The following is a 13,816-nucleotide window of genomic DNA, read 5'->3' as shown; positions in this document are numbered from 1 at the left end:
GAGGGGCCCGCGCGATCAGACGGCGTGTTGGAGGGAAGCCTCTGGCAGCGCGGTTTCGACCAGCGCGCGGCGGTTGGCCGCGCAGCGTTGCACCATCCGTTGCACCCTTGCGCCCCGGAGCAGCGGGTAGGCGGGCGGGAAGCAGAGCCGGGCCGGGCGCATGGCGAGTTGCGGGAAGAGGGTGAGGATTTCGGCGCGCGCCGCGCAGGAGAGGCCTTTCATGGCCTCTTCCCCCGGGAAAAGGGTTTCGGCCCATGCGCCTTCGGCCTGCACGACATGGTGACCGTCCAGCAGGAGGTGCCAGTATTCGGCAGGTTCGGTGGGGGGAAGCTGGGTGATGCCGAAGCTGCCCACCAGATCCTTGGCCGGGACGAGGATTGCGGGGCTGTCGAACATGCGTTCGGCCACGCGGTTGGCGATGAGGATGCGGTGCTGGGGCGAGACGGTGAGGCTGCGCCCGGGCAGGCCGGGGCCGAGAGCGCCTGCCGGAATGCGCACCGGGGCGAGTTTGGGGTTCGCGGCCAGATCGGCGGTGTCGAGGTGGCGGTGGCCGATCCAGCGGATGGGGCGAAGGCCGGAGGGCGTGAGGACGAGATCGCCTTTGGCCAGCGCCTCTATCGGGCGCGGGCCCAAAGGCGTGGCGATGGCGGTGCCTCGGGTGAAGCAGACGATGCTTTCGATCCCGCTGAAGGTGATGACGCTGCCGTCGAGCATGGTCATCGTGCCGCTATAGCCGGTGGTGCCATTGCCGCTGCGGACGGTGGAGCCGCGCACGGTCAGCTGGGCGAGATCGAGCGTGTCGAAGCCGTCGCCGCCTGTGATGGTGAGCCCGGCGGTGCCCGCCTCGGCCAGATCGGCAAGGGTGATGCGGTCATCCCCCGCGCCGCCCGATACGGTATCGCCCTGCGCTGCGGTGAGGCTGTCGGTGCCGTCGCCGCCATCGAGGAGGTCGGCCCCGGTTCCCCCGGCGAGGGAGTCGTTGCCCGCCCCGCCATAGAGCGAGTCGTTGCCCGACCCGCCTGCGATGGTGTCGTTGCCGCCCGCGCCGGTGATCGTGTCATTGCCCGCGCCGCCGTCGAGGGAATCGCCGCTGCCGGCGAGGGGGTCGATGGTGGGGCTGGTCAGGCCGCCGGGCGCGGCGATGGGGCCGCTGCTATAGGCGCCGGTTCCCGCGCCGTCGCTGCTGCCCGCCCATGAGATGACGAAGCTGTTGTTGGAGGCGTTGTAGATGACCTGGACGTTGTCCCAGTCGAAGCCATCGCTGTTGTCCAGCGCGGCATTGCCGGAGGTGCCGGTGACGGCAATCTGGCCGGTCAGCGCGTTGCCGCTGGCGTCGAAGATGCGGTAGTTGATGCCGGCGGCGATGGCCGAGAACTGGTTGCCTTCGGCATAGACGGCGACGAAGGCCCCGGTATCGCCCAGGGCCACGATCTTGGGCGGGCCAGGCCAGATGTTCGAGGGGGATATGGCGATCTGCTGGGGCGTGACGACGACGGACCCGGTTGCCGGGTCGATGATCACGAATTCGGGGTAGGTCGTTGTGCCGGTGGCATAGGTTTCGACATAGCCGACAACGACGCGGCCGCCGGAAAGCTGGGCGATGCTGATATGTTCGAGGTCGAAGGCATCGGAGCCGTCGACGGCCGCGCCAAGGGAGATGTCGCCTGTGGCGGGGGTGCCGTCGGCGTTGAAGATCCGCGCCTCGAGCGTCATCGAGGTGATGTCGTCGGAATAGCCGTTGTTGGCCCAGACCGCGATCCAGCGCCCATCGGCGAGGGATGTCATCACCGGGGGGCTTTCCCAGACGGTGCTGTCGGTCTGCTGCATCTCGGCATTGGCGAGGACGGTGTTCCCGTTCTGATCGAGGACCGTGTAGACCGGCTCGATGCCGCCGGATTCAGAGTTGGAGCGGACGAAGCCCACGACGATGTTGCCGCCCGTCAGTTGCAGGACGGAGAGGTTGTTGACATCGGCCGTATCGAGGCCGTCGATCGCCACGGTGCCGATCCGGAAATCGCTGGTGACCCAGTTCCCGGTGGATGGATCGTAGATGCGCCCTTCGAGGATGGTGGCTGTCGTGTTGGTCAGCGCGTTGTTGGACCAGACGAAGAGGACGTTGCCGTTGGAAAGGACGGTGGTGACGGGGGGCGATTCGGTGGTGGTGGTGTCGCTGCCCTGGACTTCGACGTTGGAGACGGCGACGAAGCCGGGTGAGCCGGGTTCGATGGCGGGGTCGAGGATGGAGAAGACCGGCTCCTCGCCGCCCGAGGTGCTGACGCGCACATAGCTGAGCATGACGCGGCCATCGGCGAGGCGGTCGAGATCGAGGCTGTCCCAGTCGAAGCTATCGCCCGCACTGATGCCCCATTGGGAAGAGAGGGCGAACTGATCGGTGGAGGGGCTGCCATCGGCGGCGAAGATGCGGACGTTCAGGGTGCCGGTTGCATCGGACCAGGCATAGAGGACGCGGCCATCCTGAAGCGTGACCATCTTGGGCGGGGATTGGTCGCCGGTGGTTGTCTGGTTGATGGCGAAGGCGCTGCCGGATTGGCCGAAGCCCGCGCCGAAGGGGGTATAGGCGGCATCGTCGCCGGAGATCAGGTCATTGTCGTCGCCGCCGAAGATCGTGTCCGCTCCGGTGCCGCCGATCAGGGTGTCGGCCCCGGCGCCGCCATCGAGGATATCATTCTCCGACCCGCCGAGGAGGAGGTCGCTGCCGCCGCCGCCGAAGATCGTGTCGGCACCCGCGCCGCCATCGAGCATGTCGGCGGCACTGTCTTCCAGAGAGACGGCAGGGGAAAGGTTGCCTGCGGCGGCGGCGGCGGCCGGATCGGTGAGGTCGTTGCCGGCGAGGTAGTCGTTGCCTGTGCCGCCATAGATGCGGTCGGTGCCGTTGCCGCCTTCGACGACATCATTGCCCGCGCTGCCCGAGATGACATCGTTTCCCGCCGCACCCGAGAGGGTATCATTGCCGGCAAGGCCGCTGATCTCATCCATGGCGGCGGAGCCGATGAGAGAGTCGTTGCCTGAGGTTCCGGTGGTGGTGGCCATTGGAAACAGTCCTACTCGTTACAACACAACGGACCGGCTGGGGGGGTATGCGCCACCCGATCGCGTGCAGGATTCATGGTGAATGGGGCGTAAATGGGGAAGATTCGGGGGCTGGCCGTGGATTGATCAGCTTTTTCGCGAACTGTGTGCTGCGCGGGGGCCAATTCGCGACGGGCGCGGGAATTCTGGCGTGAACGGTTCATTCCGGCGGCTGGCGGGCGGCATCTGCATCTGGTGTCGGGCGGCCCTGGGTCAGGGCGGCCGTGAATGATGGCAGGACTGCGGCGATGGGGCCTGTCTTGGGAAAGGTGGTTGCGGGGGCATGCCCCGCAGGGCAGGGTGGGGCCGTGGGAGAATGGGGTGGCAAGCGTGGTGGGCGTGATGCGCGATCCGGCGATCCGGCGGTTTCTTGAAGCGGCAGAGGCGGCGCTGGGGGCATCCTCGGGGCCGGAGGCGGCGGCTGCGGCGGGCGCGCGGGTGTTCGGGCGCTGTCGCGACAGGGTGGGTGCGGCAGGCGGCGCGGAGCCTGCGATGCTGCCGGTCTGCGGCTGGATCGAGGCGGCGCTGGAACAGGCGGAGGGCGGGCCGCGCGCGGCGCTGGCCGATGCGCTGGGCGAGATCGTGGACCGGTTGGAATGGAAGCGGCGGCTGTCGGCCGATCCGGCGGACCGGGCTTTCTGGGATGGGCATGCCAATGCCCTGATCCTTGGCCCCGGGGGGATCGAGGATCGGTCGGATGTCTGGATCGGGGCCACGGTGATGGCCCCGGGGGTGACCTATGTCGATCACGACCATCCGCCGGAAGAGGTGTATCTGTCGCTGGCCCCCGGCGAATGGTGGAATGCCGGGATGGACTGGACCGATCCGGGGATGACGGGGCTGATCTACAACCCGCCGGGCATCCGGCATGCGATGCGGTCTGGCAAGGCGCCGTTCCTGGCCTTGTGGTTCCTGCCTGTGGAGGCGGCGGCGCTATAGGCGATCCAGCAGTTCGGGCGTGGGCCAGGCATCGGCGGGAAGGCCGAGGCGGGCCTGTTCCTTTTGCACGGCGATCCGGGTCGCCGCGCCAAGGATGCCGTCCACCGCGCCCACGTCATGGCCGAGCGCGGCGAGTTTCGTCTGCAGGGCCTTCATCTGTTCAAGGCTGAGGGCGGGATCGGGATTGCCGGCGAGATAGGGTTCCGCCCCTGTCAGGCGGGTGGCGAAATAGGCGGCGGTGGTGACGTAGACGAAGCTTTTGTTCCAGTCGAAAAGCACGCGGAAGTTGGGATAGACAAGGAAGGCCGGCCCCTTGCGCCCCTGCGGCAGCAGGATCGAGGCGGGCAGGCCATTGGTCAGCACGCCGCCGCGGATCTGCACGCCCATGGCGGCCCATTGTTCGGCGGGAAGTTCGGTGTCGAGACCGGTCAGATCCCAATCGAAGGTATCGGGAAGGATCACCTCCTGCATCCAGGGCTCTCCCGCGCGCCAGCCGTGGTGCTGCAGCATCCTCGCGCCGGAGAGGAGTGCATCGGGGACCGAGGTCTTGAGCGTGACGAGGCCGTCGCCATCGCCATCCACACCGCGTTCGAGGATATCGCCGGGGAGCATCTGGACCATGCCGATCTCGCCCGCCCAGGCGCCGGTGGTGTTCAGGTCAAACTCGCCGAGGCGGTGCATTTCCAGCGCGGCAAGGACCTGCGGGCGGAAGAGGTCGGGGCGGCGGCAGTCATGGGCGAGGGTGGCCAGCGCGCGGCGGGTTTCGAAATCGCCCTGCACCGCGCCGTAATCCGTCTCGAAGGCCCAGAAGGCAAGGAGGATGCCGCGCGAGACGCCGTATTCGGCTTCGGCGCGGTCGAAGATCGCATCCCATTGATCGGCAAGGGCGCGGCCACGGGTGAGCCGGTCGCGGGAGATGAGGCTTTTGGAGAATTCGAGAAAGCTTTTGCGGAAGACGCCTTGGGAACGGTCGGCCTTCAGCACGCGGGGATCGGGGGAGAGGCCCGAGAAGAAGGCGTCGGCGGTTTCGGCGGGGATGCCTTTTGCCGTGGCCTCGGCCTTGACGCCCTTCACCCATGCGGGGAAGTCGCCGCCGCAGGGGGTTTGTGCGAGGGCGGGGGTGGCGGCGGTGAGGGCGGCGAGGAGGGTCAGGCGCATCGGGCACTCCGGTAATGAGCGGCGGAGGGTAGGGGCTGGGCGGCGGGGGTGCAACCGTCCGGCGATCAGATGATCGCGATGAGGGCGGTAAGGGCGAACATGGCGGCCCATGCGCGCCAGAGCGCGGCGCAGGCGGCGTCGATCTCGGCGGGGCCGGGGTTGCGGCGGCCTTCGGGGTGGACCCAGGGGTAATCGCGCATCTCGCCGTGATAGGCGCGCGGGCCGGAGAGGGCGGTGTTCAGGATCACGGCCATCGCTGCCTCGGGCCAGCCTGCATTGGGCGAGCGGTGCAGGGGGGCATCGCGCAGGATGGGGCGGGGGTCGGCCCAGCCGTGGGATAGGGCGAGGAGGAGGGCGGTGAGGCGGGCGGGGATGAGGTTCAAAAGGTCGTCGAAGCGGGCGGCGGCCCAGCCGAATTCCTGATGCCGGGGGGTGCGGTGGCCGATCATGCTGTCGGCGGTGTTGGTGATCTTGTAGAGCATGAGGCCGGGCAGGCCCGCGATGAGGAACCAGAAGGCCGGGGCGATGACGCCGTCCGACAGGTTTTCGGCGGCGCTTTCGATGGCGGCGCGGGAGACGGCGGGTTCGTCCAGCGTGGCGGTGTCGCGGCCCACGATCATCGACACGGCGCGGCGGCCGGAGGGGAGCGAGAGGCGGAGTTCATCGGCCACGGCGCGGACGTGATCGACGAGGGATTTCTGCGCCAGCAGGATGGCGGCGGTGATGATTTCCAGCAGGCCGTAATCGGGGATGAGGTGGATGAGCCAGCCGAGGGTTGCGGCGGCAAGCCCAAGCGCGGCCATGGTGGCGCTGCCTTTCAGGCGTTTGTGCGCGCCCTGGTTGAAGCGCCTGTCGGCCCAGCCGATGGCGCGGCCCATCAGGACGGCGGGGTGCGGATAGCGGTTCCAGAGCCATTTCGGCTCGCCCAAGGCCGCGTCGAGGAGGAGGGCGGGGAGGAGGAGGGTCGCGCTCATGTTAGGGCGTGTTCCAGTCGGTGCCAGCCTGCGCCATCGGGCAAGCCGAGGCGGAGCCAGCGGGTGGAATAGGGGAAGATGCGGGTGAGGATGCGGTGGCGGGCGAGGCGGTCCTGCCATGCGCCTGCGTCGGGCGTGTCGTAGAGGCGGAAAAGGGTGGTGCCGCCGAGGGGGGTGGCGCCGGACCGTGACATGAGCGTGTCGAGGCGCTGGGCGTCGGTGGCGAGGCGGGCGCGGGTGGTTTGTGCCCAGACGTCGTCGGAAAGGGCGGCGGTGGCGATGGCGAGGGTGGGGCCGGGGACGGCCCAGGGGCCGATCATGGGTTTGAGGCGGGCGATGAGCTGCGGGTCGCCGATGGCGAAGCCGAGGCGGGCACCGGCGAGGCCCCAGAATTTGCCGAAGCTTTTGAGGATCAGGGTGCCGGGGCGGGTGGATTGGCCGATATGGGTGGCGCCGGGGGTGGTGTCGCAGAAGCTTTCGTCGATGACGGCGAAGGGGGTGGAGGGGGGGGGGTGGAGGCGGCCGTCGGGGTTGTTGGGGTGGACGATGACGGTGGCCTCTGTCGCGTTATCGGTGACGGTCCAGCCTGCGGCGCGGAAGGCGCGGGCGTGTTCGTTGTAGGTGGGGGCGGGGATGGCGATGCGTCCGGGAGGCAGCAGCGCGGGGATGCGGGCGATGAGGGCGGAGGCACCGGGGGCGGCGATGATGTCGGCGGCATGGGGGACGGCCCAGAAGCGGCGGGCGGCGGTTTCCAGCGCGGCGAAGGCGGCCCGGTCAGGCAGTGCGGTCCAGGCATCGGCGGGCAGGGGCGGCAGCGGGTAGGGGCGCGGGTTGATGCCGGTGGAGAGATCCAGCCAATCGGCGCGGGTGCCGCCCCAACGGGCGGCTGCGGCGTCTATGCCGCCGCCGTGGTCGGGTTCTGCGATTCGGGTGTGATCGGGCGTCATGGGCGCGACAGACCCGATTGTGGCGGCGCTGTCCATCACCCGAAGGGCTTTGGCAGGGCGGGGGCTGCTGCAAAACTGTCACGGTTGGTTAACATCAAAGTTACGCCTTGCCGTTTCCTTGATTTGGCCCGTCTGCGCCGCAGACTTTGCCCATGGAAGGGAGAGCGGAATGCTGGAGTTCCTGTCGAAAGAGATCCGCGAGGGGCTGGAGATGGCCCGCAAGCGCGACCTGAAGCGCAAGTCGCGCCTGCGGGTGCAGGTGGGGCATGCGGTCTTTCCCATTCTGCGGTTCTGGGACGAGGGCTTTGCGCTGGATGCCGCGCTGACGCCAAGCCTGCGGGGGCTGGTCGATGTCTATGACGGGGCGAACCATATCTTTCAGTGCCTGATCGTCGCCTCTGTCGCCGAGAATGGCGAATTGATCTGCGAGTTCAAGCGGTCGACGGCGGTGCTGGACCGCCCGGCGCTGGATTACTGGCGCGACGAGAATGCGCCGGTGGGCTATCTGCCGCGCGGCTAAAGGCGGAGGTTGTCTTCCACGCGGAAGCCTTTGGGGATGGTGTCCTGACCGTTCAGGATGAGGTCGGCCATGGTGGTGGCGACCTTGGGGGCCATGCCGAAGCCGATCTTGAATCCTCCGTTCGCGATGAAGTGACCGGGGCGGCCCGGCCAAGCGCCGAGCATGGGCGCGCGTGACCGGGCGCGGGGGCGGATGCCGGCCCAGCGGTCAATCAACTTTGCCGCGCCAAGGACGGGCAGGGCGGCGCGGGCGCGGGTGAGGATGTCGTCGAGTTGCGCGTCGGTGGCGGTGGGGTCTGACCAGTCGTTTTCCGAGGTGGAGCCGATGGCGGTGGTGCCATCGGCATGGGGCACGATGTGGAGGGCGTCGGCGAAAAGCTGTGGCAGGTCGCGGGCATCGTGTTGCAGGAGGAGGGCCTGACCCTTGACGCCCGCGCCGACGGGGTGATCGAGCGCGGTGTTGAGGTCGAGGAGGCCCGTATAGCCCGTGGCCCAGAGCGTGGGGCCTTGGGGGCTGTGATCGCCGATGTCGATCCGGACCCCTTTGGCGTTGAGCGCGGCGGTGAGGGCGGCGGCGGCTTGGCGTGGGTGCAGGCGGGCGGTGAGCGTGTCATGGATGAGCCAGCCCGTCGGGCTGTGGGGTTCCCATGCCCCGCCGGTTGCCGGGATGACGCGCCAGTCGGCGCGGCCCTGCCAGAGGGTGCGGGCCTCAATGATGCGGGCGCGGGCATTCTGGAGCGCGCGGTCATCGGGGATGGGTTGCAGCCGACCGGAGCGGAGATAGCCGGGATCGGTGCCGCCGGTGGCGGCGATTTCGGCCCACCAATCTGGGGCCATGAGAAGGCTTTCAAGCTGGAACTGTTTCTTGGGGTTCCAGTTTTCCGGCACATGGGGGGCCAGCGCCCCGACCAGCCCGCCGGAGGACCCCGCGCCGATGGCGTGGCGTTCGATCAGGCGGACGCGGGCGCCGCGCCGCGCGGCCTCCCACGCGCAGGAGAGGCCGAAGATGCCCCCGCCCATCACCGTGAGATCGTGACTTGCCATTCCCCGCGCCCTTGCCCATGGTCCGCCGCGATTTCGGGGTTTAGGGCAAATGGCGGGCGGCGAACAGGGTGAGGGCGGTCTGGATTGGCGCGACGGGATCGTGCCGGTGTCGCGGCGGTTCGATGACCCCTATTTTTCGTTGGCGGATGGTCTGGCCGAGACGCGGCATGTGTTTCTGGATGGCAACGGGCTGCCGGGGCGGCTGCGCGACGGGTTCCGGGTGGCTGAGCTGGGTTTCGGGACGGGGCTGAACCTTCTGGCGCTGTGGCTGTGCTGGCAATCGGTCGGCGCGCCGGGGGTGGTGCGGTTCACGTCCTTTGAAGCCTATCCCCTGACGGCGGAAGAGATGGCGCGGGCCTTGGCGGCCTTTCCCGAGGCCGCCGCAGTGGCGGGGCCGATGCTGGCGCAATGGGCGGCAGGGGCGCGGGAGATCGCGTTGCCGGGTTTGCAGGCAGAGGTGATCCTGGGCGATGCGCGCGCGCGGCTGCCCGAATGGGCGGGCGTCGCGGATGCGTGGTTTCTGGACGGGTTTTCGCCTGCGAAGAACCCGGAACTGTGGTCGGACGATCTGATGCGGGCGGTGGCGGCGCATACCGCGCCGGGCGGGACATTCGCCACCTATACGGCGGCGGGCCATGTGCGGCGCGCGCTGGCCGGGGCGGGCTTTGCCGTGGAGCGGCGGGCGGGACATGGAAGGAAGCGGCACATGACGGCGGGGATTCTGGCATGAGCGGGTTGCCGAAGCTGGACCGCAACAGCAATGCGACGGTGCAGAACACCACGCTGGGCATCTGGCTGATGGTGGCGACGACGGTGGTCTTTGCGGTGCAGGACGGCATCTCGCGCCATCTGGCGAGCGAGTACAACGTCTTCATGGTGGTGATGATCCGTTTCTGGTTCTTTGCAGCCTTCGTCATGGCGCTGGCGGCGCGGGATGCGGCGCGGCAGGGGGAGGGGCTGCGGGCGGCGGTGCGGTCGCGCTTTCCGTGGTTGCAGGTGGTGCGGGGGTTGCTTCTGGTGACGGAGGTCTGCGTGATGGTGCTGGCCTTCGTGAAGCTGGGGCTGGTGGAGAGCCATGCGGTGTTCACCTGCTATCCGCTGCTGATTGCCGCGCTTTCGGGGCCGATCCTTGGGGAAAAGGTCGGCTGGCGGCGCTGGGCGGCGATCATGATCGGGTTCGTGGGCGTGCTGATCATCCTGCAGCCGGGCTATGCGGTATTTTCGCCCTGGGCGCTGGTGCCACTGCTGTCGGCGCTGCTTTTCGCGGTTTACGGGCTGCTGACGCGCTATGTGGCGCGGGGGGACAGTGCCGGGGTGTCGTTCTTCTGGACGGGCATGGTGGGGGCGGCGGCGATGACGCTGGTGGGCCTGTGGTATTGGGAGCCGATGTCGGGCGCGGATTGGGGCTGGATGGGGGCGCTGTGCTGCACGGCGATCCTTGGGCATTGGTTGCTGATCAAGGCCTTTGCGGTGGCGGAGGCGTCGGCCATCCAGCCCTTTGCCTATCTGCAGCTTGTCTGGGCATCCGGCCTTGGGCTGTTCCTGTTCGGCGAGGAATTGCGGACGAATGTGGCCATCGGCGCGGGGCTGGTGGTGGCGGCGGGGCTGTTCACGCTGTGGCGGCAGCGGGTGAAGGAGCGGCAGGCCTAGCCCTGTGCGCGGCGGGCAAGGCGGTCGATCAGGCGGGTGCGGGCCTCTGGCAGGGGGCGACCGTTCAGCAAGGGCCCGAGTTCGCGGTTGAGGAAATGACCCGTCAGGGCGAGGGCCTGTGCGATGTCGCCCGCGCTGGCGGGGCCTTGGCCCAGAAGGACGGGGGGCAGCGGCAGAAGGCGGCTGGCCCAGTCGCCCGCGCCCTGGCGGCTGACGGCGCGGCCGGATTTGGGCGAGACGTAGATCAGGTCGTCGCGTGATCCGGTAACGGCACAGGTGGCGAGGTCGAGGCCGAAGCCGATTTCTTCGAGCAGGAGGAGTTCCCAGCGCAGATAGGCGGGGGGCCAGTCGGTGCCTGCCTCCAGCGCGTCAAGGAGCGGGATGGTTGCGGCGTGCAGCATCGGGTGGGGTTCGCGTTCGGGCAGAGCCATGCGCAGCATGGCGCAGATGGCGTTGAGGCCCGCCAGCGCCAGCGGATCGGAAAGGAGTGCGGCGCGGGCGTGGAGGGGTTCGACGGTGAAGATGCCCAGATGATCATCCAGCCGGGCACGCCATGTGACCTGCACCTGCGCGCCGGGTTGCAGGAGGGGGGCGATGCGGCGGGATGCGCCGCCGCGCACGACCCCGGCATGGCGGCCATGTTCGCCCGTGAAGACCTCGATGATCGCCGCGCTTTCGCCGTGGGGTCTGACCGACAGGAGCGCGCCTTCGTCCCGCCATTCCATGCGGGCGACTATCGGCGGGGTTCAGGGGAAGGGCAAGTCAGTCTGCAAGACCCGGCTGATCCAGCAGGGTGCGGCCCTGCCTGTCTTCCACCTCGATCACCCAGAGATCGGGGTCGCGGTCGCGCTGGCGGCGGAGGGTGGCGTCGACCTCGGTCTCGGGGCCTTGGGCGAGGGTGACCCAGACGCGGGCGCCGGTCAGCAGGTCATAGCTGCGCTGCACGGCATGGGCCTGACCGTCCAGCGTGGCGCATTTCACGATCACCGCGCCTGCCGTGGCATCGCCCCTCGCGGTGACATAGACGGGAATGTCGGCCAGCCGGAGGCGGGTGAGGTAGGCAGACACCCAGAGGTCGGTCGTCAGGCGCATGGGAACCTTGTGCCAGGTTTCGATCAGGGCGGTGGGAGGGGTCCGGGGAGGGCGGTTGCCCTCTCCGGGGGTGGGATCAGTCGCCGTCCTTGAAATCCAGCCCCATTTCGGAATAGCGCTCGGCCTCTTCCAGCCAGTTGGGGCGGACCTTCACGGTCAGGAACAGATGCACGGGACGGTCGAGGAAGGTGGCGATCTCGGCCCGTGCCTGCTGGCCGATGGCCTTGATCGTTTCGCCCTTGGCGCCCAGCACGATGCCCTTGTGGCCGTCGCGGGCGACATAGACCACCTGATCGATGCGGGTGGAGCCGTCGGGGCGGTCCTCCCATTTCTCGGTTTCCACCGTCAGCTGGTAGGGCAGTTCCTCATGCAGGCGCAGGGTGAGTTTCTCGCGCGTCATCTCGGCCGCGATCATGCGCATGGGCAGGTCGGCGATCTGGTCTTCGGGATAGAACCACGGGCCTGCGGGGATTTCGGCGGCCAGCCATTCGCGCAGGTCATCCACGCCATAGCCGCGTTCGGCGCTGATGAGGAAGGTCTTTGAAAAGGCGAAGGCCTCGTTGAGTTTCGCGGTCAGGGCGAGGAGGGTTTCGGCCTTGACCTTGTCGATCTTGTTCACGGCCAGAGCGACGGTGGCGGCGGACGGGATCTTGTCCTTGAGGTTGTCGATGATGGCCTGCACGCCTTCGGTCAGGCCGCGATGCGCCTCGACCAGAAGGACGATGATATCGGCATCCGCCGCCCCGCCCCATGCGGCGGCGACCATGGCGCGGTCAAGGCGGCGGCGGGGGCGGAAGAGACCGGGCGTGTCGACGAAGACGATCTGGGACTGGCCTTCCATGCAGACGCCCCGGATGCGGGCGCGGGTCGTCTGCACCTTGTGGGTGACGATGGAGACCTTGGCCCCGACCATCCGGTTCAGCAGGGTGGATTTCCCGGCATTGGGTTCGCCGATCAGGGCGACGAAGCCGGCGCGGGTTTCGGACGTCATAAGTTTTCCTCGCTTCACTCTGTATTTCGATTACTTCAAAGTCAGGCTAGGTGCCAGTTATAAGCGGTCACGACCGAATGTGCCTTCGTCTCGCCCGAATGGGATGGCAGTCACGAGTGAAACCATAGGGTGAAGAGTTTCAAGCATGGGCCTATTGAGAGTATTGCTGAAGGCTTTCTTCGGACCGAAGCGCAGACCAGATCGCGCGCGCCAACCTTGGGATGAGCGATCACGTTTCAATTTGCCCGAACGGCAACGCGAAACCACTAGCCAGCTTCAGCCACGCTCCTTTCAGGAGCATACCATCCTGCGCGGGCGTTGCTGGGTGATCGATGGTGATACGATTGTGATCGACAAGGTTCATATTCGTCTATCGGGTATTGACGCACCCGAACTCGATCATCCTCTGGGTCAAAAGGCAAAGTGGGCGCTCCATGCGCTTTGCAAAGGTCAGGTTGTGACTGCGACGACTGACGGGTCGGTTTCCCATGACCGAGCGGTGGCGGTCTGTCACTTGCAGGACGGACGTGATCTGGCGGCGGAGATGGTCAAATCTGGCCTCGCGCTTGACTGGCCCAAGTACTCCGGTGGGCGCTACGCTCATCTCGAGCCGCCCGATGTTCGGAAGAAGCTTTGGCGAGCCAACGCTCGGCAGCACGGAAAGATGGTGATCCGGGAGAAGGGCGTTCAGTCCTGAACGTCCTGTTCCATGCGATCCAGCAGGGCGCGGGCGGCGGCCTGTTCTGCGGCGCGTTTTCCCTTGGCCCGTCCGGTGGCGGACTGGCCGTTCTCCAGCCGCGCCTCGACCGTGAAGACGGGTTGATGATCGGGGCCTTCGCGCCCGGTTTCGATATAGCTGGGCGGCGGCAGGCCGCGGGCCTGGGCCCATTCCTGAAGGCTGGACTTGGCATCGCGGGTTTCGATCACCGCCGAGGCGGCGATCCGCGGGCCCCAGAGCCGCAGGATCACGTCGCGGGCGGCGTCGAAGCCCGCATCGAGATAGACCGCCGCGATCACCGCTTCCATGGCATCGCCAAGCAGCGCCTCTTTCCGGCGCCCGCCCGAAAGCATTTCGGAACGGCCGAGCTTCAGCACCTCGCCCAGGCCGATCTCGCGCGCCACATCGGCGCAGGTTTCCTGCCGGACAAGCGCGTTGAAGCGCGGGGCAAGCTGGCCTTCGGGGGCGGTGCCATCGGCCTTGAAGAGCGCGGTGGCCACGGTCAGGCCCAGCACGCGGTCGCCAAGGAATTCCAGCCGCTCGTTCGAGGGGCGGGTGGCGGAGGAGATGGAGGAATGCGTGACCGCCCGCACGAGCAGTTCGGGGCGCTGGAATTCATGCCCGATGCGGGACGCGAAGGCCGCGAGATCCGCGGCCAGCCTGACCTTCTGCCCCGTCACCGCGCCGCCCCGAT

The 13,816-nt window shown here is 68.0% G+C and carries 14 protein-coding genes; 5 read left to right on the top strand and 9 right to left on the bottom strand.

Going from position 1 to position 13,816, the window contains the following annotated elements:
* Window positions 1-15: 15 nt before the first annotated feature.
* Window positions 16-3,051: a Hint domain-containing protein gene (locus G5V65_RS22640; RefSeq protein ID WP_165048529.1), complete on the bottom strand. Its 3,036-nt coding sequence runs from the start codon at window positions 3,049-3,051 to the stop codon at window positions 16-18.
* Between the two features lie 360 nt (window positions 3,052-3,411).
* Between G5V65_RS22640 and G5V65_RS07495 the strand changes: the two genes are divergently transcribed.
* A complete protein-coding gene (locus G5V65_RS07495; protein ID WP_206526703.1) occupies window positions 3,412-4,029 on the top strand; it encodes a dimethylsulfonioproprionate lyase family protein in 618 nt (205 codons plus the stop codon).
* Here G5V65_RS07495 and G5V65_RS07490 read toward each other — a convergent pair.
* The 3 genes from G5V65_RS07490 to G5V65_RS07480 form a co-directional block, all read right to left on the bottom strand.
* Window positions 4,024-5,187 carry a lytic murein transglycosylase gene (locus G5V65_RS07490; RefSeq protein WP_165048527.1) on the bottom strand — a complete coding sequence of 388 codons (1,164 nt, stop codon included), beginning with the start codon at window positions 5,185-5,187 and terminating at the stop codon, window positions 4,024-4,026. The two genes, G5V65_RS07495 and G5V65_RS07490, sit on opposite strands and share 6 nt — an antisense overlap.
* A gap of 65 nt (window positions 5,188-5,252) precedes the next feature.
* Entirely contained in the window at window positions 5,253-6,161 is a 909-nt protein-coding gene (gene cbiB, locus G5V65_RS07485) for an adenosylcobinamide-phosphate synthase CbiB (RefSeq protein ID WP_165048525.1), read from the bottom strand.
* Window positions 6,158-7,108 (bottom strand): threonine-phosphate decarboxylase, encoded by a 951-nt coding sequence (locus G5V65_RS07480; protein WP_165048523.1) that lies wholly within the window; start codon window positions 7,106-7,108, stop codon window positions 6,158-6,160. Before G5V65_RS07480 ends, cbiB begins: the two co-directional genes overlap by 4 nt.
* Window positions 7,109-7,277: 169 nt before the next feature.
* Between G5V65_RS07480 and G5V65_RS07475 the strand changes: the two genes are divergently transcribed.
* Window positions 7,278-7,628, top strand: a complete 351-nt coding sequence (locus G5V65_RS07475) for a hypothetical protein (protein WP_165048522.1) — start codon at window positions 7,278-7,280, stop codon at window positions 7,626-7,628.
* Here the strand turns inward: G5V65_RS07475 and G5V65_RS07470 are convergent.
* A complete protein-coding gene (locus tag G5V65_RS07470; protein WP_165048520.1) occupies window positions 7,625-8,671 on the bottom strand; it encodes an NAD(P)/FAD-dependent oxidoreductase in 1,047 nt (348 codons plus the stop codon). The two genes, G5V65_RS07475 and G5V65_RS07470, sit on opposite strands and share 4 nt — an antisense overlap.
* A gap of 49 nt (window positions 8,672-8,720) precedes the next feature.
* Between G5V65_RS07470 and mnmD the strand changes: the two genes are divergently transcribed.
* Window positions 8,721-9,401, top strand: a complete 681-nt coding sequence (gene mnmD / locus G5V65_RS07465) for a tRNA (5-methylaminomethyl-2-thiouridine)(34)-methyltransferase MnmD (protein WP_165048518.1) — start codon at window positions 8,721-8,723, stop codon at window positions 9,399-9,401.
* Window positions 9,398-10,321 (top strand): DMT family transporter, encoded by a 924-nt coding sequence (locus tag G5V65_RS07460; protein ID WP_165048516.1) that lies wholly within the window; start codon window positions 9,398-9,400, stop codon window positions 10,319-10,321. Before mnmD ends, G5V65_RS07460 begins: the two co-directional genes overlap by 4 nt.
* On the opposite strand, the gene recO is transcribed toward G5V65_RS07460, so the two are convergent.
* From recO to era, 3 genes are all read right to left on the bottom strand, one after another.
* Window positions 10,318-11,046, bottom strand: coding sequence for a DNA repair protein RecO (gene recO, locus G5V65_RS07455; RefSeq protein ID WP_165048514.1), 729 nt, complete (start codon window positions 11,044-11,046; stop codon window positions 10,318-10,320). The two genes, G5V65_RS07460 and recO, sit on opposite strands and share 4 nt — an antisense overlap.
* A gap of 37 nt (window positions 11,047-11,083) precedes the next feature.
* Window positions 11,084-11,413 carry a DUF1491 family protein gene (locus G5V65_RS07450; RefSeq protein ID WP_165048512.1) on the bottom strand — a complete coding sequence of 110 codons (330 nt, stop codon included), beginning with the start codon at window positions 11,411-11,413 and terminating at the stop codon, window positions 11,084-11,086.
* 76 nt (window positions 11,414-11,489) lie between these two features.
* Window positions 11,490-12,404 (bottom strand): GTPase Era, encoded by a 915-nt coding sequence (gene era, locus G5V65_RS07445; RefSeq protein ID WP_165048510.1) that lies wholly within the window; start codon window positions 12,402-12,404, stop codon window positions 11,490-11,492.
* 145 nt (window positions 12,405-12,549) lie between these two features.
* On the opposite strand from era, the gene G5V65_RS07440 reads away from it, so the two are divergent.
* Window positions 12,550-13,101: a thermonuclease family protein gene (locus G5V65_RS07440; protein WP_165048507.1), complete on the top strand. Its 552-nt coding sequence runs from the start codon at window positions 12,550-12,552 to the stop codon at window positions 13,099-13,101.
* On the opposite strand, the gene rnc is transcribed toward G5V65_RS07440, so the two are convergent.
* On the bottom strand, window positions 13,092-13,802 hold the full coding sequence (gene rnc / locus G5V65_RS07435; protein WP_165048505.1) for a ribonuclease III: 711 nt from the start codon (window positions 13,800-13,802) through the stop codon (window positions 13,092-13,094). The two genes, G5V65_RS07440 and rnc, sit on opposite strands and share 10 nt — an antisense overlap.
* Window positions 13,803-13,816: the final 14 nt, after the last annotated feature.

It is taken from the genome of Paragemmobacter kunshanensis, assembly GCF_011059185.1.
GTDB classification, from domain to species: Bacteria; Pseudomonadota; Alphaproteobacteria; order Rhodobacterales; family Rhodobacteraceae; genus Paragemmobacter; species Paragemmobacter kunshanensis.
The sequence above is the reverse complement of the archived record's forward strand: the minus strand, read 5'-3'. Positions and strand labels throughout refer to the sequence as shown.